Source organism: Mycolicibacterium sp. CBM1 (assembly GCF_054073305.1).
This window is the reverse complement of sequence record NZ_JBSXPP010000013.1, coordinates 97,376-119,651: the sequence shown is the minus strand read 5'-3', so window position 1 is coordinate 119,651 and position 22,276 is coordinate 97,376. Positions and strand designations below refer to the sequence as shown.

General features: G+C 67.2%; 19 protein-coding genes. 9 read left to right on the top strand and 10 right to left on the bottom strand.

The annotated features are described in order from the left end of the window. Positions 1–4: 4 nt before the first annotated feature. The 6 genes from ACXDF8_RS17960 to ACXDF8_RS17935 form a co-directional block, all read right to left on the bottom strand. On the bottom strand, positions 5–994 hold the full coding sequence (locus ACXDF8_RS17960) for an oligopeptide/dipeptide ABC transporter ATP-binding protein (RefSeq protein ID WP_457224634.1): 990 nt from the start codon (positions 992–994) through the stop codon (positions 5–7). Then, a complete protein-coding gene (locus tag ACXDF8_RS17955; protein WP_457224633.1) occupies positions 991–2,001 on the bottom strand; it encodes an ABC transporter ATP-binding protein in 1,011 nt (336 codons plus the stop codon). The genes ACXDF8_RS17960 and ACXDF8_RS17955 overlap by 4 nt, the downstream gene beginning before the upstream one ends. Then, positions 1,994–2,944, bottom strand: coding sequence for an ABC transporter permease (locus ACXDF8_RS17950; RefSeq protein WP_457224632.1), 951 nt, complete (start codon positions 2,942–2,944; stop codon positions 1,994–1,996). Before ACXDF8_RS17950 ends, ACXDF8_RS17955 begins: the two co-directional genes overlap by 8 nt. Positions 2,945–2,957: 13 nt before the next feature. Then, positions 2,958–3,947 (bottom strand): ABC transporter permease, encoded by a 990-nt coding sequence (locus tag ACXDF8_RS17945; protein WP_457224631.1) that lies wholly within the window; start codon positions 3,945–3,947, stop codon positions 2,958–2,960. A 35-nt stretch (positions 3,948–3,982) separates the two neighbouring features. Further along, complete coding sequence (locus ACXDF8_RS17940; protein ID WP_457224630.1) at positions 3,983–5,518, bottom strand: ABC transporter substrate-binding protein; 1,536 nt, start codon at positions 5,516–5,518, stop codon at positions 3,983–3,985. Positions 5,519–5,733: 215 nt separating this feature from the next. Then, positions 5,734–6,666, bottom strand: coding sequence for an ROK family protein (locus ACXDF8_RS17935; RefSeq protein WP_457224629.1), 933 nt, complete (start codon positions 6,664–6,666; stop codon positions 5,734–5,736). A 193-nt stretch (positions 6,667–6,859) separates the two neighbouring features. Between ACXDF8_RS17935 and ACXDF8_RS17930 the strand changes: the two genes are divergently transcribed. The 3 genes from ACXDF8_RS17930 (at position 6,860) to ACXDF8_RS17920 (ending at position 10,502) form a co-directional block, all read left to right on the top strand. Further along, positions 6,860–8,032 (top strand): ROK family transcriptional regulator, encoded by a 1,173-nt coding sequence (locus tag ACXDF8_RS17930; protein ID WP_457224628.1) that lies wholly within the window; start codon positions 6,860–6,862, stop codon positions 8,030–8,032. 164 nt (positions 8,033–8,196) lie between these two features. Continuing rightward, positions 8,197–9,480: a 6-phospho-beta-glucosidase gene (locus tag ACXDF8_RS17925; protein WP_457224627.1), complete on the top strand. Its 1,284-nt coding sequence runs from the start codon at positions 8,197–8,199 to the stop codon at positions 9,478–9,480. Continuing rightward, positions 9,468–10,502 (top strand): N-acetylglucosamine kinase, encoded by a 1,035-nt coding sequence (locus ACXDF8_RS17920; RefSeq protein ID WP_457224626.1) that lies wholly within the window; start codon positions 9,468–9,470, stop codon positions 10,500–10,502. The genes ACXDF8_RS17925 and ACXDF8_RS17920 overlap by 13 nt, the downstream gene beginning before the upstream one ends. A gap of 18 nt (positions 10,503–10,520) precedes the next feature. On the opposite strand, the gene ACXDF8_RS17915 is transcribed toward ACXDF8_RS17920, so the two are convergent. Further along, positions 10,521–11,039: a DNA-deoxyinosine glycosylase gene (locus ACXDF8_RS17915; protein ID WP_457224625.1), complete on the bottom strand. Its 519-nt coding sequence runs from the start codon at positions 11,037–11,039 to the stop codon at positions 10,521–10,523. Here ACXDF8_RS17915 and ACXDF8_RS17910 point away from each other — a divergent pair. Both ACXDF8_RS17910 and ACXDF8_RS17905 read left to right on the top strand, forming a co-directional pair. Next, the gene (locus ACXDF8_RS17910) at positions 11,033–12,196 is read left to right on the top strand and encodes an adenylate/guanylate cyclase domain-containing protein (RefSeq protein ID WP_457224624.1); all 1,164 of its coding nucleotides are present in this window, start codon (positions 11,033–11,035) and stop codon (positions 12,194–12,196) included. The two genes, ACXDF8_RS17915 and ACXDF8_RS17910, sit on opposite strands and share 7 nt — an antisense overlap. A gap of 142 nt (positions 12,197–12,338) precedes the next feature. After that, positions 12,339–12,896: an ATP-binding transcription factor AbmR gene (locus ACXDF8_RS17905; RefSeq protein WP_457224623.1), complete on the top strand. Its 558-nt coding sequence runs from the start codon at positions 12,339–12,341 to the stop codon at positions 12,894–12,896. Positions 12,897–12,900: 4 nt separating this feature from the next. Here ACXDF8_RS17905 and ACXDF8_RS17900 read toward each other — a convergent pair whose 3' ends face one another. Together ACXDF8_RS17900 and ACXDF8_RS17895 are read right to left on the bottom strand one after the other, a co-directional pair. Further along, positions 12,901–14,793 (bottom strand): ABC transporter ATP-binding protein, encoded by a 1,893-nt coding sequence (locus tag ACXDF8_RS17900; protein WP_457224690.1) that lies wholly within the window; start codon positions 14,791–14,793, stop codon positions 12,901–12,903. Positions 14,794–14,804: 11 nt separating this feature from the next. Further along, the gene (locus ACXDF8_RS17895) at positions 14,805–16,559 is read right to left on the bottom strand and encodes an ABC transporter ATP-binding protein (RefSeq protein WP_457224622.1); all 1,755 of its coding nucleotides are present in this window, start codon (positions 16,557–16,559) and stop codon (positions 14,805–14,807) included. A 167-nt stretch (positions 16,560–16,726) separates the two neighbouring features. On the opposite strand from ACXDF8_RS17895, the gene ACXDF8_RS17890 reads away from it, so the two are divergent. Then, entirely contained in the window at positions 16,727–17,293 is a 567-nt protein-coding gene (locus ACXDF8_RS17890; RefSeq protein WP_457224621.1) for a DUF3558 domain-containing protein, read from the top strand. Next, positions 17,290–17,838 (top strand): DUF3558 domain-containing protein, encoded by a 549-nt coding sequence (locus tag ACXDF8_RS17885; RefSeq protein WP_457224620.1) that lies wholly within the window; start codon positions 17,290–17,292, stop codon positions 17,836–17,838. Before ACXDF8_RS17890 ends, ACXDF8_RS17885 begins: the two co-directional genes overlap by 4 nt. 76 nt (positions 17,839–17,914) lie before the next feature. Here the strand turns inward: ACXDF8_RS17885 and ACXDF8_RS17880 are convergent, their stop codons facing one another. After that, positions 17,915–18,421, bottom strand: a complete 507-nt coding sequence (locus tag ACXDF8_RS17880; protein WP_457224619.1) for a SixA phosphatase family protein — start codon at positions 18,419–18,421, stop codon at positions 17,915–17,917. A gap of 79 nt (positions 18,422–18,500) precedes the next feature. Here ACXDF8_RS17880 and ACXDF8_RS17875 point away from each other — a divergent pair, with 79 nt between their 5' ends. After that, positions 18,501–19,652 (top strand): metallophosphoesterase family protein, encoded by a 1,152-nt coding sequence (locus tag ACXDF8_RS17875; RefSeq protein WP_457224618.1) that lies wholly within the window; start codon positions 18,501–18,503, stop codon positions 19,650–19,652. Further along, positions 19,649–22,267, top strand: a complete 2,619-nt coding sequence (locus ACXDF8_RS17870) for an AAA family ATPase (protein WP_457224617.1) — start codon at positions 19,649–19,651, stop codon at positions 22,265–22,267. Before ACXDF8_RS17875 ends, ACXDF8_RS17870 begins: the two co-directional genes overlap by 4 nt. Positions 22,268–22,276 lie beyond the last annotated feature (9 nt).

Below are 22,276 nucleotides of genomic sequence, written 5' to 3'. Positions count from 1 at the left end.
GCCCTCACACACCGGCCCGGACATGACAGGCGGCCGACTGCCCGTCGGCCAGCGGCAGCAATGCCGGCTCGCTGGACGCGCAACGGTCGATGGCTACCGGGCAGCGGTGGCGGAACCGGCAGCCGGGCGGCGGGTCGATCACCCTGGGCGGCTCACCTCGGTCGGCCTCGACGGCTTCGGGCAGCGGTGCCCGCGGATCGGGAACAGCCGACAGCAGTAGCTGGGTGTACGGATGGGCGGGTGCCGAGAGCACCTGCTCAGTGGGCCCGGATTCGACCACATGTCCGCCGTACATCACCAGTATGCGATCGGAGATGTAACGCGCACTGGCGATGTCGTGGGTGATATAGAGAATCGACACCCCCAGTTCGGACCGCAAGTCGGCCATCACGTTGAGCAGCCCGATGCGGATCGAGACGTCCAGCATCGAGACCGGCTCGTCGGCGACGATCAGCCTCGGGCGGCACGACAGCGCCTGAGCGAAACCGATGCGTTGGCGCTGCCCACCGGACAGTTCGTGTGGATAGCGCTCCAGCACGTCCCGGGCGGGGCGCAGCCCGACGGCCTCCACCACCCGCTCGGACTCGACCTGGCGCTGCGCCGCGGTCAACTCGGGGCGATGCAGCCGAAGGCAGCGGTCAATCCCGTGCGAGACCCGGTAGGCGGGATTCAGCGACGAGAACGGGTCCTGGAACACCATCGGCACCGCGCGGTGGTAGTCCAGTAACTGCTTGCGCCCCTTCATCTCCGACACCGGCCGACCCTGGAACAGGATGTCGCCGGCCGTCGGCCGGTGCGCCCCGGCCAGTAGCCGGGCAACGGTGCTCTTGCCGCTCCCGCTCTCACCGACCAGGGCGACGATCTCTCGGTCCGCGACGGTGAGGTTCACGTCGTCGACGGCGTGCAGTGTCTTGCGGAAGAGTCCACCACCGATTTTGAAATGTTTTGTCAGGCCGCGCGTCTGCAACAACGGGGTGGTATCCGGACTGGTCATTGTTCGCCCCCGCGCCGATGGATCGGGTCAAGCAGCAGACAGCGGGCTGTCGAGTGCCCGGGTGGTCCGGAGGGCAGCAGCGGGGGCTGCACATCGAGGCAGTCCTCGACGGCCACCGGGCAGCGCGGCTGGAACCGGCACCCGCTGGGCAGCCGGGACATCGACGGCGGACTGCCGGGAATTCCGAGCAGCGGCACCCGCGGCCCCCGGATCGAGGGAAATGCCTCCAGCAGGCCCCTGCTGTAGGGATGCGCCGGGCTGTCGAATACCTGACGGGTGGGTCCGTCCTCGACCACCTGCCCGGCATACATCACCAGCAGGCGGTCGGAGAAGTGGCTGACCAGCGACATGTCATGGGTGACGAACACGACTGCGAAACCCAGGCGCCGCTGCAGATCTTTGATCTGCATCATCAGCGACCGTTGGGCGACGACGTCCAACGCGGACGTCGGCTCGTCCATGATGATCAACTCGGGGGTGAACAGCAACGCCATTGCGATCATCGCTCGTTGTCGCATCCCGCCAGAGAGCTGGTGGGGATAGCTGGACAGGTGGGCCGGGTCGATGCCCACCAGATCCAGCACCTCGCGGGACCGCTCCAACTTGGCCCGCTTGGACATCGTGGCGTGGGCGTCCAGCGCGTCGTCGAACTGCGCGGCGATGGAGGTGACCGGGTTGAGCGCATTCATCGCGCTCTGCATGACCACCGAGTAGTCCTTCCAGCGCAACACATTCAGTTGCCGCTGGGTCATGGTGACGAGGTTGCGCCCGTTGAACAGCACGCTGCCGCCGACGATCTCGGCCGGCTCGGTGAGCAACCGGGCGATGCCGAACAACATCGTCGACTTGCCGCAGCCGGACTCGCCGACCACCCCGACGAACTCACCGCGACGCACGTCGAACTCGACCTTGTCCACCGCGGTGACCGGGCCGGAGGGCGTGCCGTAAGCCACCGACAGCTGCCTGACCGAAAGCAGCGGCGCCGAGACCCCCGAGATCTCAGTCATCGCCACCCGCTTTGCCCGAGCTTCGCAAGCGCTTCTTTCTGACCGGTCGCAACGCCGGATTGCTGATCTCGTCGAAGGCGTAGTTGATCAATGCGAATGAGGCACCCAGCAGGGCCACGCACAACCCAGGAGCGATGGACCACAACGGCATTCCGGTCATTAGGGCTTGCTGGTTCTGCGACCAGTAGAGCATTGTGCCCCAGCTCGTGGTGTTCGGATCCCCGAGCCCGAGGAACTGCAGACCGGCGGCGGTCAGCACCGAATACAATGCGGCACCGAGGAAGGTGGCGACGATGAGCGAGGCCAGGTTTGGCAACACCTCGGCGAGGATGATGTAGGACCGACGCTCACCGCGTACCCGGGCCGCTTCCAGGAAGTCCCGATTGCGCAGTGAAAGTGCTTGCGCCCGGAGTTGGTTGGCGCCGTACGACCAGCCCGTGATGATGAGGACGAGCAGAATGACCGGCAGGCCGCCCTGGCCGGCGTACTTGGCGAAGATGATGATCAGCGGGAAGGCCGGGATCACCAGGATGACGTTGGTCAACAGTGACAGGATGTCGTCGACGATCCCGCCCAGGTAGGCGGCGCTGACGCCGACGAGCACCGACAGCGCCGTCGCGCAACCGCCGGCAACCAGCGCCACGATCAGAGACTGTCTGGCGCCGAACACCAGTTGACCCCAGATGTCCTGCCCCAGCGCGGTTGTGCCCAAAATGTGGTCACCGGAAGGCGGTTGGGCGGGGGCGAAGTCCAGTGCGTTCGGGTCGCCGATGGAGGTGAACAGTCCTGGCCACACCGCCATCGCCGTGAAGATCAGGAAGATGACGATTCCGGCCACGGCTTTCGGGTTGCGCACCAGTGACCGCCAGAACCCGCCTTTGCGCCTCGCCTGCGCGAGAGCTTCGTCGGGCGCCGCTGTCGCGGCGGGAACCACCACACTCATCGTGTCGGCCTCCTCACGCCTTGGCCCTGGCACGCGGATCTAGAGCAACGATGGCGAAATCGCATACCAGTACCGCCACCAGGACGGCGACGGTGAACAACATGAACAATGTCTGCATTAGCGGGTAGTCGGTATTCTGCACCGCGTTGTAGAGCAGATAGCCCAGTCCCGGATAGTTGAAGACGTATTCGACCAGGATGGCGCCGGAAACGACGAAGCCCAGTGACATCGCGAATCCGGACAAGTTGGGCAGTACCGCATTTCGGGCGCCGTAGCCGGTCATGATCTTCCAGCCGGACAGTCCCTTGGCCCGGGCCATCCGGATGTAGTCCTCCGACAACGTGGTGATCATGTTGTTGCGCATCGTCAGCACCCACCCGCCGACCGCGGTGATCACGATCGTCGAGGCGGGCAGGACCGCGTGTACCAGGACGCTGAGGATGAACGGCCCGCTCCAGCCCGGGGTGAGGTTCGAGTCGTAGTTGAAATCGTGGGGCAGCCAACCACCCGTCGAGACCGAGAACACCAGAATCAGCAGCAGCGCGACCCAGAAGTAGGGCAGTGCTGAGGTGATCACGAAAACCGTGGGCAGCACCGAGTCGAGCACCCCACCGCGCCGCCAACCCGCCACTGCGCCGATCAGGGTGCCGAATGCAAAGGCGACCACCGTGGACACCCCGACCAGACCGACGGTCCAGGGTAAGGCCTGGGCGATGATCTGGGTGATCGGTTGGCCGAGGTTGGCGCCGACCGATACCCCCCACCGACCCGTGAACATGTTGCCCAAGTAGTCCAGATACTGGCCGAAGACATTCGCATCCGGTTTGTAGCCGAACGACGTCAGCAGCTGTTGCAACGCATCGGTGGACAGTCGGCCATGGGTGCGAGTGCGCAGCGCGTCGACGGGGTTTCCCGGCATCATCCGCGGAATGAAGAAGTTGAGCGTCAGCGCCACCCACAGGGTGATCACGAAGAAGCCGAGACGACGCAGCAGATATCTCACCCGGCCAGCTCCTCGGTATTCATCGTCGTCTCATCTCAGCCCTGAGCGGACTTCGACCAGATCGACGTCAACACGATTCCGTTGTCGGGAATGTTGAAGGCGCCCGGCTGAGCGTAGGGGTTGGCCTCCGTCGGCCAGCCGTCGATGTCCTTGGTGTTGTACTGGAACCAGTCCACGCTCTCGGTGACGGGGATGACCGGTACGTCGCGCAGCATCGCCTCGCCGAGCTGCTTGACGATGTCCACCTGCGCCGCGCTGTCGGCCAGCGGGTACTGGTCGAGCAACTTGTCGACGTCCGGGTTGTTGTAGCGGGAGTAGTTGGAGCTGGCGGGCTTTCCGATCGGCGCACTGTTCTTCGAGTACAGGTTCAGCCGCATCTCGTAGTAGGGTGTCGGTCCGCCGGCCGGCCCGAAGTAAGCCAGGTCGAAGTCGCCGTTGTAGAGCTTGTCGTTGAAGGTCTCCTGGGCCAGATCCTGAACGGTGAGGTTGATCCCGACATCAGCCAGCTGATGCTTGACGACCATCAGCGAGGCGTCCCAGTCGGTATAGCCGGTGATCGTGATGACGCTGAGGTCCAACGGATGATCCGGACCGTAACCGGCGGCGGCCAGCAACTGCTTGGCTTTGTCCGGGTTCGGCTTGTCGTAGCCGGCCTTGGCCAGTGCGGCGGAGTCGAAGTACTTGTCGAACGTCGGGGTGACGATGCCGGTCTGGTTGGCCGGCGGCTGCTGCCCGCCTTCACCGACGGTCGCGACCTTCGAACGGTCGAGCGCCATCGCGATCGCCTGCCGCACTTCGAGCTTGCTGGTCGCCGGCCGTGACGGGTCGAGGTTCGGATACAGCGACAGGTTGGTGACCGGCGGCGACCAGGTGCGGTTGTCCGGTGAACGGTCCAGGTAGAACGTCTTGATGTTCGGGATGAACTGGCTGCCCCACTGTCCCTTGCCGGTGGCCAGATCCAGGTTCGCCGGGCCGTTGTCGAGGTAGGCGGGGTATTCGACCTTCTGGATGAACGGTTTGCCGGGCTGCCAGTAGCTCGGGTTCGCGGTGAACTCGATGTTGTTCGGATTGCAGTTGTTGACCGTGAAAGGACCTGTGCCAATAGGCTTTTCGTCGTTCCAGGTGTCGGGGTGGGCGGCCGCGTCGCCGGTGGACCAGATGTGTTGGGGAACGATGGGCACTTGGTTGGCGAAGTTGAAGAAGTAGGACTTGGCCGGCGCGGCGAACTGCATCGTCACCTTGTTGCCGTCGGCGGTCACGCTCTGCAGACCGGCGCCGGTCCACAGCGCGAAGGAATCCAGGGCCGGGGACTGCTTGAGCAGGTTGAAGGTGAACTCGACGTCCTTGGCGGTCAGCGGCTGGCCGTCGCTCCACTTCACCCCGTCTCGAATGACGAACTCGATGGACTTGCCATCGGGTGCCCAGGCGTAGCTACTGGCCAGCAACGGTGTCTCGGCCTCGTTGTTGAGGATGTTCACGAACACCAGTGGCTCGTAGACGAAGCCCTGCGACTGTTGGTTGACCGACGGATTGAAGGGGTTGAACGCGCAGCCCCAAGTCTGCCCGGTCACGTTGACTATGGTGAGCTGGCCGCCTTGTTTGTGGCTACCGGTCGGCACCCCGGTGGGGCCGGAGGGCTGCGAACCCGTTGGTGAACCGGTGGTCGAGGTGGTGCCGCTGGTGGAACAACCCGACAACGCAACACCGGCGACGGCAAGGGCTACCAGACCGCGACGGACGGGTGATGGGCGCATTGGCTCTGTCTTCCTAGGTTGGGAATTCGTGATCAGTGGTTGTGGCTGGCCTGGGCGGCGGGCGGCGACGTCGCCGCCCTGGTGCCCAGTGCAATGGCGCCGATCAGAGCAGCGGTATCTGGGAAAGCTGCCTGAACCAACTCCGGCGGATAGGGGACTGCCGCGTCGAGCGCGGCGCGCAGGGCGGGATGCAGCAGCTGCCAGGCTGCGGTCATCCCACCGCCGAAAACGATCCGCTGCGGATCGACGGCGTTGGCCAGATTGACCAGATGGAACGCCAGCTCACCGACGAAATCGTCGACCAGATAACGGATCCGGTGATCCGTCGCGGCCACCGACAACACCTCCGCGGCGGAAACGGGACGTCCGAAGAGGACCTCGCCACGACGCGACAGCGCGCCGCCGGAGACGAAGTCCTCCAAGATCGTGCGGTCATCGGGGCGATCGATCGCCTCCCGGGACCGTAGGTTGTAACCGATCTCGCCGGATGCGCCGTGGCGTCCGTTGAGCACGGTCCCGTCGACGACGATCGCGGCGGCCAGGCCGGTACCGAGATTGAGGTAGATCCCCGGATCGCAGCCGGCCAGCCGGCCGAAGGTGACCTCGGCCGCGGCGGCGGCCTTCACGTCGTTGGCGACCGATACCGTAGCGTCCGGGAAGGCGACGCGTAGCTCCGACTCCAGCGCCAGCTCGGCCCAGCCGTCGACGGCGGTGGCGAGCGCGATCCCGGTCGACATAGGGATCCCGAACGTGGCGGCCCCGACCCCGGCGATCGGGCGACCCCGGGCGGACGCGGCCAACATCGCCCGCACACGTTCGATGGCGCCGTGCAGATTATGCTGCGCACCAGCGCTCGCAGAGACCGGCACGGCCGCAGTGTCCAACTGGGTGCCGTCGGGTTCGCACACCGCGACGCCGGTCTTGGTGCCGCCGAAGTCGAAGGCGACGATCACCGGTGCTGGCATCAATTGACTCCATGGGTAGGATCCGATTGGAAGGAAAGTACTCTTCCAATTAACTACCTGCAACCGAAACGAGCATTCGCTCACTGCGATTCACCGGCGTCGGCGTGTCGTCAGATGCCGAAGTCGTCTGGCAGTGTTGAAGAATCGCTACCCTATGTGCCGGACGTCGAGTAGCGAAGGAGGGCACCGTGTGGTGGACGTAGTGCAGGGGCCGGGACGGCGCCGGTCGATCAAGGCGATGAACGAACAGCTTCTGGTCGACCATCTGCGGGCCGGCGGGCAGCTCTCCCGCGCCGAGCTCGCCGAGCTCACCGGGCTGTCCAAACCCACTGTGTCGGCGGCACTGTCGGTACTCACGGATGCTGGGCTGGTGCGGATCAGCGGCCACCGGGTGGGGGTCCCCGGTCCGTCTGCGCAGCTCTACGAGTTCTCGCCGGACGCCGGGCACGTGCTCGCCCTGGACGTCGGCCACCGCTACCTGCGTGGCGCGGTGTGCGACCTCACCGGTCAGCCGCTGGCCAGGTGCGAGGTCAAAGCGCCGACCGGCGGCAGCCGCGCGGCCATTCGTGAGTTGGTGAAGTTGCGTGCCGAGCTGGCCAAGATGGCGAACCTGTCTCGTCAGGCCATCACCCAGACGGTGATCGGTACGCCCGGCATCTTCGACGCCGACAATGACGCCATCCGGCTGGCCAGTGTGCTCTCCGGCTGGGGGCATCCGTCGGTGGTGCGGGAGCTGCGGGCCGAGTTCGGCCAGAATGTCATGTTCGAGAACGACGTGAACGCGTCGGCACTGGCTGAACAGGCGCTCGGGCACGGCCGGGACGTGCAGAGCTTCGCTTTCGTATCGGTCGGGACCGGCATCGGCATGGGGTTGATCCTGGACGGGAAACTGCACCGTGGGGCACACCGCGTCGCCGGTGAAATCGGTTATCTGCCTTTGGTCGACGCCAGCAGTACCGACGAACGCGACGCTCGTCGCCGCGGGCGGCTGGAAGCATCGGCCTCGGCCGCCGGGGTGGTCCGGGCGGCGCGCCGCGCGGGTATGACTGGAGTGATCTCCGCTGAGCGGGTCTTCGCGGCGGCAAGCAAGGGCGATGCCCGTGCCGAGAAGGTGGTGGCCAACGAGGCCATCATGGTGGCCAAGGCGATCTGCTCGGTGGTCGCGGTGGCCGATCCGGAGTTGGTGGTCATCGGTGGCGGCATCGGCCGGGCGAATGGGTTCGCCGAACGCGTCAAAGCCGAACTCGGCCAGATTTCACCGGTGATACCGGAGCTGCGGGTCAGTGCGCTGGGTGAAGCTGGTGTGGTCGACGGATGCCTGGCGGCCGGTGTGGTACGGGCGTGGGCGAACCTCGCGCGCTTCTGAGGCCGAGCGGCTCCCCGCCCACTTGACCGCACCCCACCGCGGGGCTAATTTATTGGAAAACTACTTTCTAATCGTGCGGGTCATGCGGGGCGATTGGTGGCTGGACAAAACCGTCCGAGTCCCGGGGTGGCGCTCGAATATGGTTCTGGTACAAGGAGCATTTCATGAAGATCGTGGTGGTCGGTGGTGGTTCCACCTACACCCCCGAACTGATCGACGGTATCGCCCGACTTCACCGGGATCTCCCGATCACCGAGGTCGTTCTGGTCGACCCGGCCAAGGATCGCCGCGAGTTGCTCGCCGCGGTATCCCAGCGGATCCTGACCAGATATGGCACCCCGACACTCGTTCGGGGTTCGACCGAGGTCGCCGAGGCCGCCGACGGGGCGGTCGCCGTGCTGATGCAGCTTCGCATCGGCGGCCAAGCCGCGCGTGAGCGCGACGAAACATGGCCGCTGGAGTGCGGTTGCGTAGGGCAAGAGACAACCGGCGCAGGAGGTTTCGCCAAGGCGTTGCGCACCGTCCCGGTGGTTCTCGACATCGCCGAGCAGGTACGGTCGGTCAACCCCGATGCCTGGATCGTCGACTTCACCAATCCTGTCGGCATCGTCACCCGGGCGCTGCTGCAAGCCGGGCACAAGGCCGTCGGCCTGTGCAACGTCGCCATCGGCCTGCAGCGCAAGTTCGCCGAATTCCTCGGCGTCACACCGGATCGGGTGAGTCTGGACCACGTCGGACTCAACCACCTGACGTGGGAGCGCGCGGTGCGGGTGCTGCCCGAGGCGGGTGCTCCGTTCGACACCGGCAGCGACGTACTGCCGGCGCTGCTGGCCGACCACCTCGACGCGATCGCCGAGCATCTGGAGCTGCCCGCCGAGCTACTGAGCCTGTTGGGCAGCGTGCCGTCCTACTACCTGCGCTACTTCTATCAGCACGACCGTGTGGTCGACGAGCTGCGCGGCAGCGTGCCTCGGGCGAAGGCGGTCGCCGCCATTGAGGACGAACTCCTGGCCATGTACTCCGATCCCGGCTTGGATCGCAAGCCGGACATCCTCGCGCAACGCGGCGGCGCCTACTATTCCGAGGCCGCCATTGGACTGGTCGCCTCACTGGTCAACGGCCGCGGCGATGTGCAGGTGGTCAACACTGTCAACGGTGACACCCTGCCGTTCCTGCCGCCGGACATGGTGATCGAGGTTCCGGCGACCATCACCGCGGACGGGGCGAGCCCGGTCAGACTCGACCCGGTGGCCCCGGACCTGGCCGGCTTGATCGGTCACACCGCAGGCTACGAGCGACTGGCGCTAGAGGCGGCCCTGCACGGTGGTCGCGACCGCGTGGTCCACGCACTGCTCGCGCACCCGCTCATCGGCCAATGGGATGCTGCGAACACCTTGGCGGACAGGCTGATTGCCGAGAACAAGGCGTACCTTCGGTGGACCCGCTGACGTCGCGCCAAGGGCACCTGGTCGCGGTAGATGCCGGCAACTCCAAGACCGACGTCCTGGTGCTCGCACCCGACGGTACGGTTGCCGGCTACCGCCGCCAGGGTGGGTTCAGACCGCACGACGACGGTGTGGAGGTCGAACTGGATCGGCTGGCCGTCGGTATCCAGGCGGTGATCGGCGAGTGCGGGCAGCCGTCCGTCGCGCTGGTCGCGGCCTATCTGGCTAATGCTGATTTCGCAGAGCAGGAGGCCTTCTACGCTGATTACTTGCGAGCCGCGGGGTTGTCCGAGCGGGTGGTGGTCGGCAACGACATGTTGGCGCTGCTGCGGTCGGGAGGATCGGGGGCGGCCGGGGTGGCGGTGGTGTGCGGAGCCGGGATCAACTGCATCGGGGTCGGCACAGACGGCCGGCAGGTGCGGTTCCCCGCGTTGGGCGAACTGACCGGCGACTGGGGCGGTGGTCGTGCCTTAGCCGCCGCGGCGATCTTCCTGGCCTGCCGGGGCGAGGACGGGCGCGGGCCACAGACCGCGCTCAGCGCTGCCATCGCCGACCACTTCGACACCCCGACCGCGGTCGACGCGGGGATCGCGCTGAGCACCAACCGGATTCCGGCCGACCGGATGCATGAGGTGGTGCCGCTGCTTTTCCAGGTCGCCGCCCAAGGAGATCAGCACGCGCTGGATCTGGTGCACAAACAAGCCGCCGAGGTGGTCACGATGGCCCGGGTCGCGATCACCGCCCTTCACCTGAGCGATCAGAGCTGCGAGGTTATTCTCGGCGGGGGCATCCTCGCCGCGCGCGACCCGTTGCTGCTGGCCGACATCACCGCCGGCCTGACGCAGGTGTGTCCCGCGGTGCGAATCACCATCCCTGACCAACCGCCCGTCGTGGGCGCCGCCCTGCTGGGGGTCGCCGAGCTTGCCGGCGCACCGGGCTGGGGGCGCCCGCCCCACGAGCCGACGGTGCGTCGGGCAATCGCCGCGGCGATGACCGCGGTGAACGGCAGTAGCGACCGGTTGTAGTACCGCGCCGGATTGACCCTAGGGTGCCTGCGGTAGCCGCAGTCCTTCGCGCCAGGCAGTCAGCTTGTCGGCAAAGCTCATGGTGTGCGCCGGGCTGGTCGAGGGCAGACGTACGAAGCCGATACCGGCCCATGCGGGAAACGCGCCGACCAGCCGGGTGAAGTTCTGTTGTGCGGCAGCGCCGTTGAAGCAGACCCGTTCGATCGACACATGTGCGGCGAAGAACGCTTCGAAGTTGTTGGCCACCATGCTGTCCGGCTCGACTGCCGAGTCCAGACTGCCCACCCGCCGGCAACTGCGCAGTACATCCCAGACGGCGACCCGGTTGCTGCTTAGGGCCTCGGTCCGCTCGCCGTAAGATCCGCCGGAATCGAACCCGTACACCTCCGCGGTGATGCGCCAGAAGACGTTTCGCGGATTGCCGTAGTACTGGCCGCTCGACAATGACATGGCGCTGGGCATATTGCCCAGGATGAGCAATCGGGGTTCTGCGCCCACGATCGGCGCCAGTCCGCGCAACAGTGGCGATCGTGACATCGGTACTGACGGTATACGTTGAGGCGGTGACGCAACATCCCGGCCCCGAGTCCATCGAATCGTCGGGACTGCTCGACGGACTGACCGGGCAGGCCCGCGCCGAGCGGGCCGAGTTGGTCGCCTGGTTGCTCGGCCAGGGCATCACCGCCGAAGAGATCGGCGCATCCTTCGCCCCGGTGCTGTTGCCGGCCCGCCGCATCGTCGGCGACGACGGCACCCGGCTCTCGGCGCGCCAGATCAGCGAGAGTACCGGTCTGGACATCGACCAGCTGATGCGCTTCCAGCGCGCCAGTGGGCTGGCGACGGTCGATGATCCGGACGCGCAGGTGTATCTGCGGCCAGACGCGGAATCGGCGATCCACATCAAGAAGTTCCTGAGCCTGGGTATCGACCCCGATCAGTTGCTCACGGTGGTTCGGCTTCTGGCGGAAGGGCTTTCGCGCGCCGCCGAGGCGATGCGCCACACCGCCGTTGCGACGACGATGTTGCGCCCCGGAACCACCGAACTCGAGATGGCCCAAGGGGCGCAGGCCCTGGTCAGCGCCGCGGCGCCGCTGCTGGGCCCGATGGTCCAGGACATGCTGATGCTGCAGTTGCGGCACGCGATGGAGACCGAAGCGGTCAACGCCAACGAGCGCGCCACGGGCGCGCCCCTGCCCGGCGCGCGGATGGTCGCCGTGTCCTTCGCCGATCTCGTCGGGTTCACCCGGCTCGGTGAGATGGTGCCGCCGGAGGAACTCGAACACCTCGCCAACCGTCTGGGCGACGTCGCCCGCGAGGTGGCTGTGCCGCCGGTCCGGTTCATCAAGACGATTGGTGACGCCGTGATGCTGGTGTCGGCCGATACCGCGGCACTGCTCGACGCGATGCTGACGCTCGTCGAGGCCACCGACGCCGATCAGGAGCTACCGCGACTGCGGGTGGGTGTCTCCCATGGGCCGGCGGTCAGCCGTGCCGGCGACTGGTTCGGCAGTCCGGTGAATCTGGCCAGCCGCGTGACCTCGGTGGCGCGGCCCGGCTCGGTCCTGGTCTCCGAGGCGGCCCGTGAGCAGATCGGCGATGACCCGCAGTTCAGCTGGTCGTTCGCTAAGGCGCGTCGGCTCAAGGGCATCCAGGACGAGGTGAAACTCTTCCGTGCGCGGCGGGCCGGCGCGTAGTTGCGCTGAGTGTGGGGGTGCCGAGTGTGGGGCTTATGTACGCCCCTGGGCCGTTTTCCGTGCATAGGGCCCACAGTGGACGAGGAGTTCGCCCGCAGTGAAACAGTGGCCCGGGTGATGCCTCACTGTAATTATGTAATGCATGAAACATCAACACGCCCATCGCCGCCCCGGCCGCCCCGGCGGCTGGCAACAGGCCGATCAACCCGACGCGACCGATGCCAGCGAATGGTTCGCTGGACGGCTCCCGGAGAACTGGTTCAGCGCTGACCCCACGGTCATCGTCGACCGCGAGGAGATCACCGTCGTCGGGCGGCTGCCCGACGCCGCAGACCAACCTGACAGCGAAGCCCGCGCCGCGGGCAGGGCTTCGCGGTTCCGGGAGGACACCCGCAACGAGCGGATGCGGATCGCCGACGAGGCCGAGAACAAGTACGGCCGCAAGGTGTCCTGGGGTGTCGAGGCTGGCGGCGAGCGAATCATGTTCACCCACATCGCTGTTCCGGTGATGACGCGGCTCAGGCAACCCGAACGCCGGGTGCTGGACACCCTTGTCGACGCCGGTGTCGCTCGCTCGCGCTCCGATGCGCTGGCGTGGTGTGTACGCCTGGTCGGCGAGCACGCCGACGAGTGGCTGGCCAAGCTCCGCTCGGCGATGGCCGAAGTCGACGACCTGCGCGCGGAAGGGCCCGGGCTCTGAGGAATCAGGCCCGCGTCATGGCGTAATAGCGGCCACGACGGTCGAGTAGCTCGGCGTGAGTGCCCGCCTCGACGATCCGCCCCGCCTCCATCACCAGGATGGTGTCGGCATCGCGGATTGTCGAGAGGCGGTGGGCGACAATGAAACTCGTTCGCTCCCGCCGCAATTCGGTCATCGCATGCTGAATCAGCACTTCGGTGCGGGTGTCGACCGAACTGGTCGCTTCGTCGAGGATCAGTAGTTGTGGCCGCGCGAGGAACGCCCGGGCAATGGTGATCAGCTGCTTTTCCCCGGCGCTGATGTTGCCACCGTCGTCGCTGACGCGGGTCTGGTAGCCGTCGGGCAGGGAGTGCACGAACCGGTCGACGTAGGCCGCGCGTGCCGCGTCGATCACCTCCTGCTCAGTGGCGCCCGGCTTGCCGTAGGCGATGTTCTCGGCGATGGTGCCGCCGAACAGCCAGGTGTCCTGCAGCACCATGCCGATCCGCGAGCGCAGCGACTCGCGGGTCAGCGTCGTGATGTCGACACCGTCGAGCAGGATCTGTCCGGAGTCGACGTCGTAGAAGCGCATCAACAGATTCACCAGCGTCGTCTTACCCGCCCCAGTCGGCCCGACGATAGCCACCGTGCTGCCGGGCTCGGCGATCAGCGACAGATCCTCGATCACCGGGGTGGCCTCCCGGTAGCCGAACCACACGTTGCGGAACTCGACGCGCCCACCACCGGTGCGCGGCAATGTCGTTGTGCCGTCAGGGGATTCCTCGGGCTCATCGAGGAAGTCGAAGACCCGCTCGGCGCTGGCCACACCGGACTGCAGAGTGTTGTACATGCCCGCGACCTGGGTGAGTGGTTGATTGAACTGGCGCACGTACTGGATGAACGCCTGGATGCTGCCCAGGGTGATCTGGCCCGTCGCGACCTGGTAGCCGCCCACCACGGCGACCGCTACATAGCTGAGGTTGCCGACGAACGTCGTCGCCGGCGACACCAGCCCGGAGAAGAACTGAGCCCCGAAGCTGGCCTGGTAGACGTCACTGTTGAGTTCGCGGAACTTCTCCTGGGCGGCGGCGCGGTGCCCGAAGGTGCGGACCACCGTGAAACCGCTGTACGTCTCCTCGATGTGAGCGTTGAGCCGGCCGGTATTGGTCCACTGCGCCACGAACATCCGTTGTGAGCGCCGCGCGATCACCCGGGTCACCCACAACGAGAGCGGAACCGTCACCACCGTGATGAGCGCGAGCAACGGCGAGATACTCAGCATCATCGCCAGCACGGCGACGACCGTCAGCACCGAGGTGAGCAGCTGGCTGATCGTCATCGACACCGACGACTGGATGTTGTCCACGTCGTTGGTCACTCGGCTGAGCAGCTCACCGCGCTGACGGGAGTCGAAGTAGGACAACGGCAATCGGTGCACCTTGTCCTCGACGTCGGCGCGCAGCGCCATGATTGTGCGCTGCACGATGACGTTGAGCAGCCGCGCCTGCGCCCACACCAGCAGCGCGGCAAGCAGATACAGGCCCAGCGCCAGCAGCAGCGTGCGGCCCACCGCGGTGAAGTCGACGCCGCGCCCCGGCACCACGTTCATCCCCGACAGCAGATCGGCGAACGTGTTGTCGCCGCGCGCTCGGGCCGCGGCGATTGCCTGGTCCTTGGTGATCCCAGCGGGCAGCTGCCGGCCGACCACACCGTTGAACAGCAGATCGGTGGCGTGGCCCAGAATGCGCGGCCCGATCACGCCGAGCGCGATGCCCAGCACGGACAGCACGATCACCGCCACGGTTGGCCACCGCTGCGGCGTCAGGCGGCGCACCAGCCGAAGCGCTGATCCGGTGAAGTCCCGCGAGCGGGCCTGGCGCGGATCCTGCGCCAACGCGCGCATGCCCCCGCCGCGCATCGCCGGCCCGGTCACGAGCCGCCCCCGACGACCGCGCCCACCGACTGCGAGTCGACGAACTCGGCGTAGGTGGGGCACTCGGCTAGCAGCGTCTCGTGGGTGCCGGTGCCGACGACGCGGCCGCCGTCGATGACGACGACGCTGTCGGCCTGCACGACGGTGGAGATCCGCTGCGAGACGATGATCACCGTGGCCTCGGCCGACACCTCGCGCAGGGCGGCGCGGACCCGGGCGTCGGTGTGCACGTCCAGCGCGGAGAACGCGTCGTCGAACAGGTAGATCGCCGGGCGACGCATCACCGCGCGGGCGATCGCCAGTCGCTGGCGTTGGCCGCCGGAGAAATTGATGCCGCCCTGGGCCACCCGCATGTTCAGCCCCTCGGGGTGGTCACGCACGAAGTCGTCGGCGGCGGCTACCCGCAGCGCCGACCACATGTCGTCCTCGGTGGCCACCTGGCCGGGAGGCGCCCCGAGCTGCAGATTGTCGGCGACAGTTCCGGAAAACAGGTAGCCGCGTTGCGGAACCAGCCCCAGGGTGGCCCAGAGGGTTTCGGTGGCGTAGTCGCGCACGTCGATGCCGTCGACTCGCACCGCCCCGTCGGTGACGTCGTAGAGCCGGCAGATCAGCGACACCAGGGTCGACTTCCCCGACCCGGTGCTGCCCACGATCGCCGTCGTCGTCCCGGGCCGCGCGGTCAGCGAAATACCTTCCAGCACGGGGCGTTCGGCGCCGGGGTAGCAGAAGGTCGCGTTGTCCAGGGTGACGGTGCCGCGGATCGGTCCATCGGGGTGGCGCGGGGAAGCGGGGCTGCTGATCGCGCTGCGGGTGGCGAGCACCTCGGTGATCCGCTCGGCGCACACCGCGGCCCTGGGCAGCATCACCAGGATCAGGGTGGCCATCATGACGGCCATCAGGATCTGCATGAAGTAGGACAGGAATGCGATCAGCGAGCCCACCTGCATCTGCCCGGCGTCGATGCGCAGACCACCGAACCAGATCAGCGCGACGCTGGAGACGTTGATAGTCAGCGTGGTGACCGGCAGCATCAGGGCCTGCCACCGGCCGGCGGCCAGCGCTGTGTCGGACACCGCGGCGTTGGCCGCTGCGAAACGCTGCTGTTCGAAGGGTTCGCGGGCGAACGCCCGGATCACCCGGATGCCGGACAGTTGTTCGCGCAACACCCGGTTGATGCCGTCGATCAGCCGCTGCATGCTGCGGAAGATGGGCAGCATCCGCGAAACCACCCAATAGTTCGACAGCGCCAGCACCGGGACGCTGACGAGCAACAGCCAGGACAAGCCGGCGTCCTGGTGGACCGCCATGAGGATGCCGCCCACGCACATGATGGGTGCGGTGACCAGGGTGGTGGTGGTCATCTGGGTCAGCACCTGGATCTGCTGGACGTCGTTGGTGGTCCTGGTCAGCAGCGACGGCGCCCCGAACCGGGCCGTCTCCTGATCGGAGAACGTCGTGACGTGGTGGAACATCGCCGAGCGCAGGTCGCGGCCGAAACCCATACCGGTGCGGGACCCGAAGTAGACCGCGCCGACAGCGCACACCACCTGCAGCGCTGTCACCGCCAGCATCACCCCGCCCAGCTCGGCGATCAGTCCGGTGTCGCCCTTGGCCACCCCGTCGTCGATGATGGCGGCGTTGACGGTGGGTAAGTAGAGCGAGGCCAGCGTGCTGATGGTCTGCAGCACCATCACGGCAGCGACCAGCCACCGGTACGGCCGGACATACTGTCGCAGCAGTGCCAGAAGCATGTCGTTACTGTCGCATACCTGGTTGTGGTCCAGCGCTCGCCGGCCTGCGCAGCCGCGTCGCGTCCCGTGCCGCAGATTGTTAGCAAAGTGGCAGGTCAAGCGGCATGTCGGTGGTTGCACCGAGGGGTGGCCGCTACAGTGCATGCTGTGACTCGCAGCAGGTGCGCATGACAGCGACGCGCAAATTGGCGCTGACCGCAGGGGCGGTAGCCATCATGGCTGCAATTCCGGCTCTGGGTGCATGCTCGGATTCCGGTGGCGGCTCTGACCAGCCGCAGGCGACCCAGTCCGCCGGGCCGCAGCCGGGCAACGCCAAGCACGGGCCGATGTTCCCCGAGTGCGGCGGCATCAGTGACCAGACGATGGCCGAGCAGACCCGAGTGACTGGGCTGGTGAACACGGCGAAGAACTCCATCGGCTGTCAGTGGCTCGCCGGCGGCGGCATCCTCGGTCCGCACTTCTCCTTCACCTGGTATCGGGGAAGCCCCATCGGGCGCGAACGCAAGACCGAGGAGCTGTCGCGCACCAGCGTCGAGGACATCAACATCGAAGGCCACAGCGGTTTCATCGCCGTCGGAACCGATCCGACTCTGGGGGACAACCTGTGCGAGGTCGGCATCCAGTTCAACGACGACTTCATCGAATGGTCGGTCAGCTTCGCCGAGAAGCCGTTCCCGCCGGCCTGCGACGTGGCCAAGGAACTGACCCGGCAGTCGATCGTGAACTCCAAATGAGCGCGCGCCGGCTTCTAGTGAGCGCCGTGGCAGTGCTCTCGGCCCTCGTCATGGTCAGCGGCTGCGCACGCACGGTCGACGGCACCGCGGCAAAGTCCGGTTCGGGCAGCGTGCCCCGCAACGACAACTCGGCTCAGCAGTACCCGAACCTGCTCAAGGAGTGCGACGTCCTGACCACGGACATCCTGGCCAAGACCGTGGGGGCCGATCCGCTGGACATCCAGAGCACGTTCGTCGGTGCGGTCTGCCGCTGGCAGGCGGCCAATCCGGCGGGCCTGGTGGACATCACCCGGTTCTGGTACGAGCAGGGCAGCCTGGACAACGAGCGCGCGGTGGCCCAGTTCCTCAAGTACCAGATCGAGAACCGGTCGATCGCCGGTGTGCCGTCGATCGTCATGCGCACGTCCGACCCCAACGGGGCCTGTGGGGTGGCCAGTGACGCCGGCGGTGTCGTCGGGTGGTGGATCAATCCGCAGGCACCCGGGATCGACGCGTGCGGTCAGGCCATCAAGTTGATGGAGCTGACGCTGGCCACGAACTCCTAGCGGCGACCATTCAGAACTGGCAGCGACGATTCGTCGTCGAACTCGCTCTCAGGTCTGACTCGATGCGCGCGGTGGGCTATCGGGGTATGTGGAACGACGCCAGCGTCGCGCCGTCGAGTTCGAGAGCCGACCACAAGCCCGGTACCCGCAGCACGGCGATGCCGGAGGTGGGGAACTTCATCGCCACCCCAGCGGTGGCGTCCGCGTTCGACCGATCCAGGTCGGCCAGGCCGAGCGTCAGCTGGCTGACGGTCGGTTCGTGGCCGACGACCAGCACGGTCGTGACATCATCGCCGACCTGGTTGATTTCGTCGAGCATGGTGCCCGGGGTGGCGCCGTAGAGCCGCTCGGAGAATCTCACCGGGGCGCTGATCCCGGTCCGGTCCAGGGTCTGCCGCGTTCGGGTGGCCGACGAGCAGAGCACCAACTCGATTGGCGGCACGCTCGCGCGCAGCCAATCACCCGCCAGGCTTGCCTCCCGGACGCCGCGTGGCGCCAGCGGACGGTCATGGTCGGCCACCCCGTCGGGATAGTCCGACTTGGCGTGGCGCATCACCACGAGGGTGCGTTCTGCGGCTGTCACGCAGTCAGCGTAGAACCTGGCGCCCACATGCCGATCGAGGTCCACGGACTTGTCGGCGCACCGCCATAGACTCGCCGCCATGCGATTCCTGCACACCGCCGACTGGCAGCTCGGCATGACGCGCCACTTCCTGGAGGGGGAGGCGCAGCCGCGCTATTCGGCTGCGCGGCGGGATGCGGTCGCGGGCCTCGGCGAGCTGGCGCAGCGCACCGGTGCGGAGTTTGTCGTGGTCGCCGGGGATGTCTTCGAAAGCAACCAGCTGGCTCCGAAAGTGATCAGTCAGTCGTTGGAAGCCATGCGTGCCATCGGTGTTCCGGTCTACCTTCTGCCGGGCAATCACGACCCGTTGGACGCGTCGTCGGTGTACACCAGCGCCTTGTTCCGGGCCGAGTGCCCGGACAACGTGGTCGTGCTCGACCGTGAGGGCGTGTGGGTGGTACGGCCGGGGGCCGAACTCGTCGCCGCGCCGTGGCGCTCGAAAGCCCCGACCGCCGATCTGGTCGCCCCGGTACTGGCGGACCTGCCCGCCGACGGAACCACCCGCATCCTGGTCGCGCACGGCGGCGTCGACGTCCTCGATCCCGATCCCGGGAAGCCGTCGCTGATCGCGATGTCCGGTCTGTCGGAGGCGCTAGGCCGTGGTGCGGTGCACTATGTCGCCCTGGGGGACAAGCACTCTCGCACCTGCGTGGGGGACAGCGGCCGGGTGTGGTATTCCGGTTCACCGGAAGTCACCAACTACGACCACGTGGAGTCCGACCCGGGTCACGTCCTGGTGGTCGACATCGACGAGGACGATCCCGCCCACCCCGTCACGGTGGCCACCCACGATGTCGGGCGCTGGCGTTTTCTCACCCTGCACCGGCCGGTCAACGACAGCCGCGACATCGCCGACCTCGACCTCAACCTCGACTTGATGACCGACAAAGACCGCACGGTGGTGCAACTGGGGCTCACCGGCACACTGACCGTCACCGACCGGGCGGCGCTGGACGCCTGCCTGGACAAGTACTCCCGGCTGTTCGCCTACCTGGGTACCTGGGATCGGCACACCGACATTGCGGTGATGCCGGCCGACGGGGAGTTCGACGGCCTCGGTATCGGTGGGTTCGCCGCGACGGCACTCGACGAACTGATCGCCACCGCACGAAACGGCGATGGGGAGGCGGCGCAGGACGCCCAGGGTGCGCTCGGCCTGCTGTTGCGGCTGGCCGGGGGCAGTGCCGCATGAAGCTGCACCGGTTGGTTCTGACCAACTATCGCGGAATCACCCACCGCGACATCCAATTCCCCGATCACGGTGTCGTCGTGGTGTGCGGAGCTAACGAGGTCGGCAAGACGTCGATGATCGAGGCGCTGGACCTGCTGCTGGAGTCCAAGGACCGCTCGACGAAGAAGGACGTCAAGCAGGTCAAGCCCACCCATGCCGACGTCGGGTCCGAGGTGCTCGCCGAGATCAGCACGGGCCCATACCGATTCGTCTATACCAAGTGCTTCCACAAGCGACCCAAGACCGAGCTGACCATCCTCGAGCCGCGCCGCGAACAGCTCACCGGTGACGAGGCCCACGACCGGGTGCTCGCGATGCTCGGCGAGACGGTGGACACCCGACTGTGGCATGCCCAAAGGGTTCTGCAGGCCGGATCGACTGCAGCGGTTGATCTTTCGGAATGCGACGCATTATCCCGCGCGCTCGACCTGGCGGCCGGCGACGACGCGGCACTCTCCGGCACCGAGCCGCTGTTGATTGAACGCATCGACGAGGAGCACGCCAGGTACTTCACTTCGACGGGCCGGCCAACCGGGCAGTGGGCCGCCGCGATCGCGTCACTGCGGGCCGCCGACGACGAAGTGACGCGGTGCGCGGCAGCGGTCGCCGAGGTCGACGACCGGGTCCATCGGCATGCCGAGCTGGCCGGCAGGGCGACCCTCCTGGCCGACCAGCGGCACGAGGTTGCGGCGCGGTTGACCGCGGCCGAGGCCGCCTCCGCCGCCCTGAACCTGCTGGCCGACCAACTGCAGGACGCCACGCTCGTGGCTGCCGCAGCTCGGGCGACGAGTGGCGCGTCGGCCGCCGCACAGGCCGAGCGAGTTCGGTTGTGCGGGGAGCTGCAGGCGCGCAGCGCTGCGGTCGCCGAACTCGACGCCGGCCTTGCCGCCGCGATCGAGGCCGAGTCGACTGCGCGTCAGGTCGCCGAGATGGCTTGTGCCGCTGCCGAGGAGTCGGACGCGGCCGTCGAGGCGGCGCGCATCGCAGCCGACACCGCCCGTCGGGTGGTGGACGGTCTGGCTACCAGGGATCAGGTGGAGCGTCTCGCTGCGCGACTTGATCGCGTCGACGCCGCCCAGCGCGAACTCGCTCAGTTGGCTCAGCAGCTCTCGGCGATCACGCTGAGCACTGAGGTGATGGCCGATATCGAGGCGGCGGTGTCGCTGGTGGATCGCCTTGTCGCCCAGCTTTCCTCGACCGCCACCACGGTGGAATTCACCGCCGCGACGGACTTGGAGTTCACCGTCGGCGATCAGACGGTGCGTCTCGCGGCAGGGCAGCGGTGGATGCCGGCGAACTCCTCGCCTGCGACGGTGGACCTGCCGGGGGTGCTCACTGTGCGCATCGACCCGGGCGCCACCACCACCGACACTCAGGTCAAACTCGACGCCGCGCGCGGTGTACTGGCCGAGGCACTGAGCCAGGGCGGTGCCGCTGATCTTGCGCACGCCCGCCTGATCGAGGGGCATCGCCGCACGCTGACCGACCGGCGCGCTGAGCTCACCGCGACTCTGACGGGATTGTGCGAGGGCGACGGTGTCGACGAGATGCGCTCGCGCCTGGCCGCCCTGCAAGCGGCCGTCCCGCCGGAACTGGGTGACGAACTCGACGCCGCGGCCGTGCGCGCCGAGCTCGCCAGCCGCACCGAGACGCTCACCCAGGCGCGTGCCCAGGCGGACCTGCACCGGCGCGCCGTGACACAAGCCGAAGCGCAACTGGCCGAAAAGGCCACGGCGCTCACGGTTTTGCGTGCCAAGACCGCCGATGCCGCCGCGGAGCTCGATCGCGCGAACGAACGGCTGACGCAGCTTCGTGCGCTCACCGGGGACGAGCAGCTGGCTGCCCGAGCCGCCGCTGACGCCGAGGCGCAAAGCCGCGCAGATGCCGCAGTGGCCGAACTTGCCCAGCGGTATGCCGCGGCGAATCCTGCAGCGGTCGAGGCGGAGCTGGCAGCGGTCAAGGCGGCCGCCGCGGAGCGGGAGCGTGAACACACCGCGATAGAACAGGCGCTGCGCGACATCACCGTCGAGCTGGGGCTGATGGGAAGCGAAGGCCGCCAGAGCAAGCTCGACGCCGCGCAGATCGCCCGTGAGCACGCCGCCGCTGAACATGCGCGGATCTCCCGCCGCGCCCGCGCGGCACAGCTGTTGAGGTCGGTGATGTCACGCCACCGCGACACCGCCAGGCAGCGCTACGTCGCCCCGTTCCGAGCGGAGATAGAGCGATTGGGCCGCCCGGTTTTCGGGCCGTCCTTCGAAGTCGAGATCGACAGCGATCTGCGAATCGGCAACCGCACCTTGGACGGTCGCACGGTTCCCTACGAGTCGTTGTCCGGGGGAGCCAAGGAGCAGCTCGGGATCCTCGCGCGGCTGGCGGGTGCCGCGCTGGTCGCCAAGGAGGACGCCGTACCGGTGGTCATCGACGACGCGCTGGGGTTCACCGATCCCGACCGGTTGACCAAGATGGGTGCCGTCTTCGACAGCGTTGGCGACCACGGACAGGTGATCGTGTTGACCTGCACGCCCGCACGGTACCTGGGCGTGCAGGACGCGCACGTCATCGAACTGACCGCCTGACGGCGACGC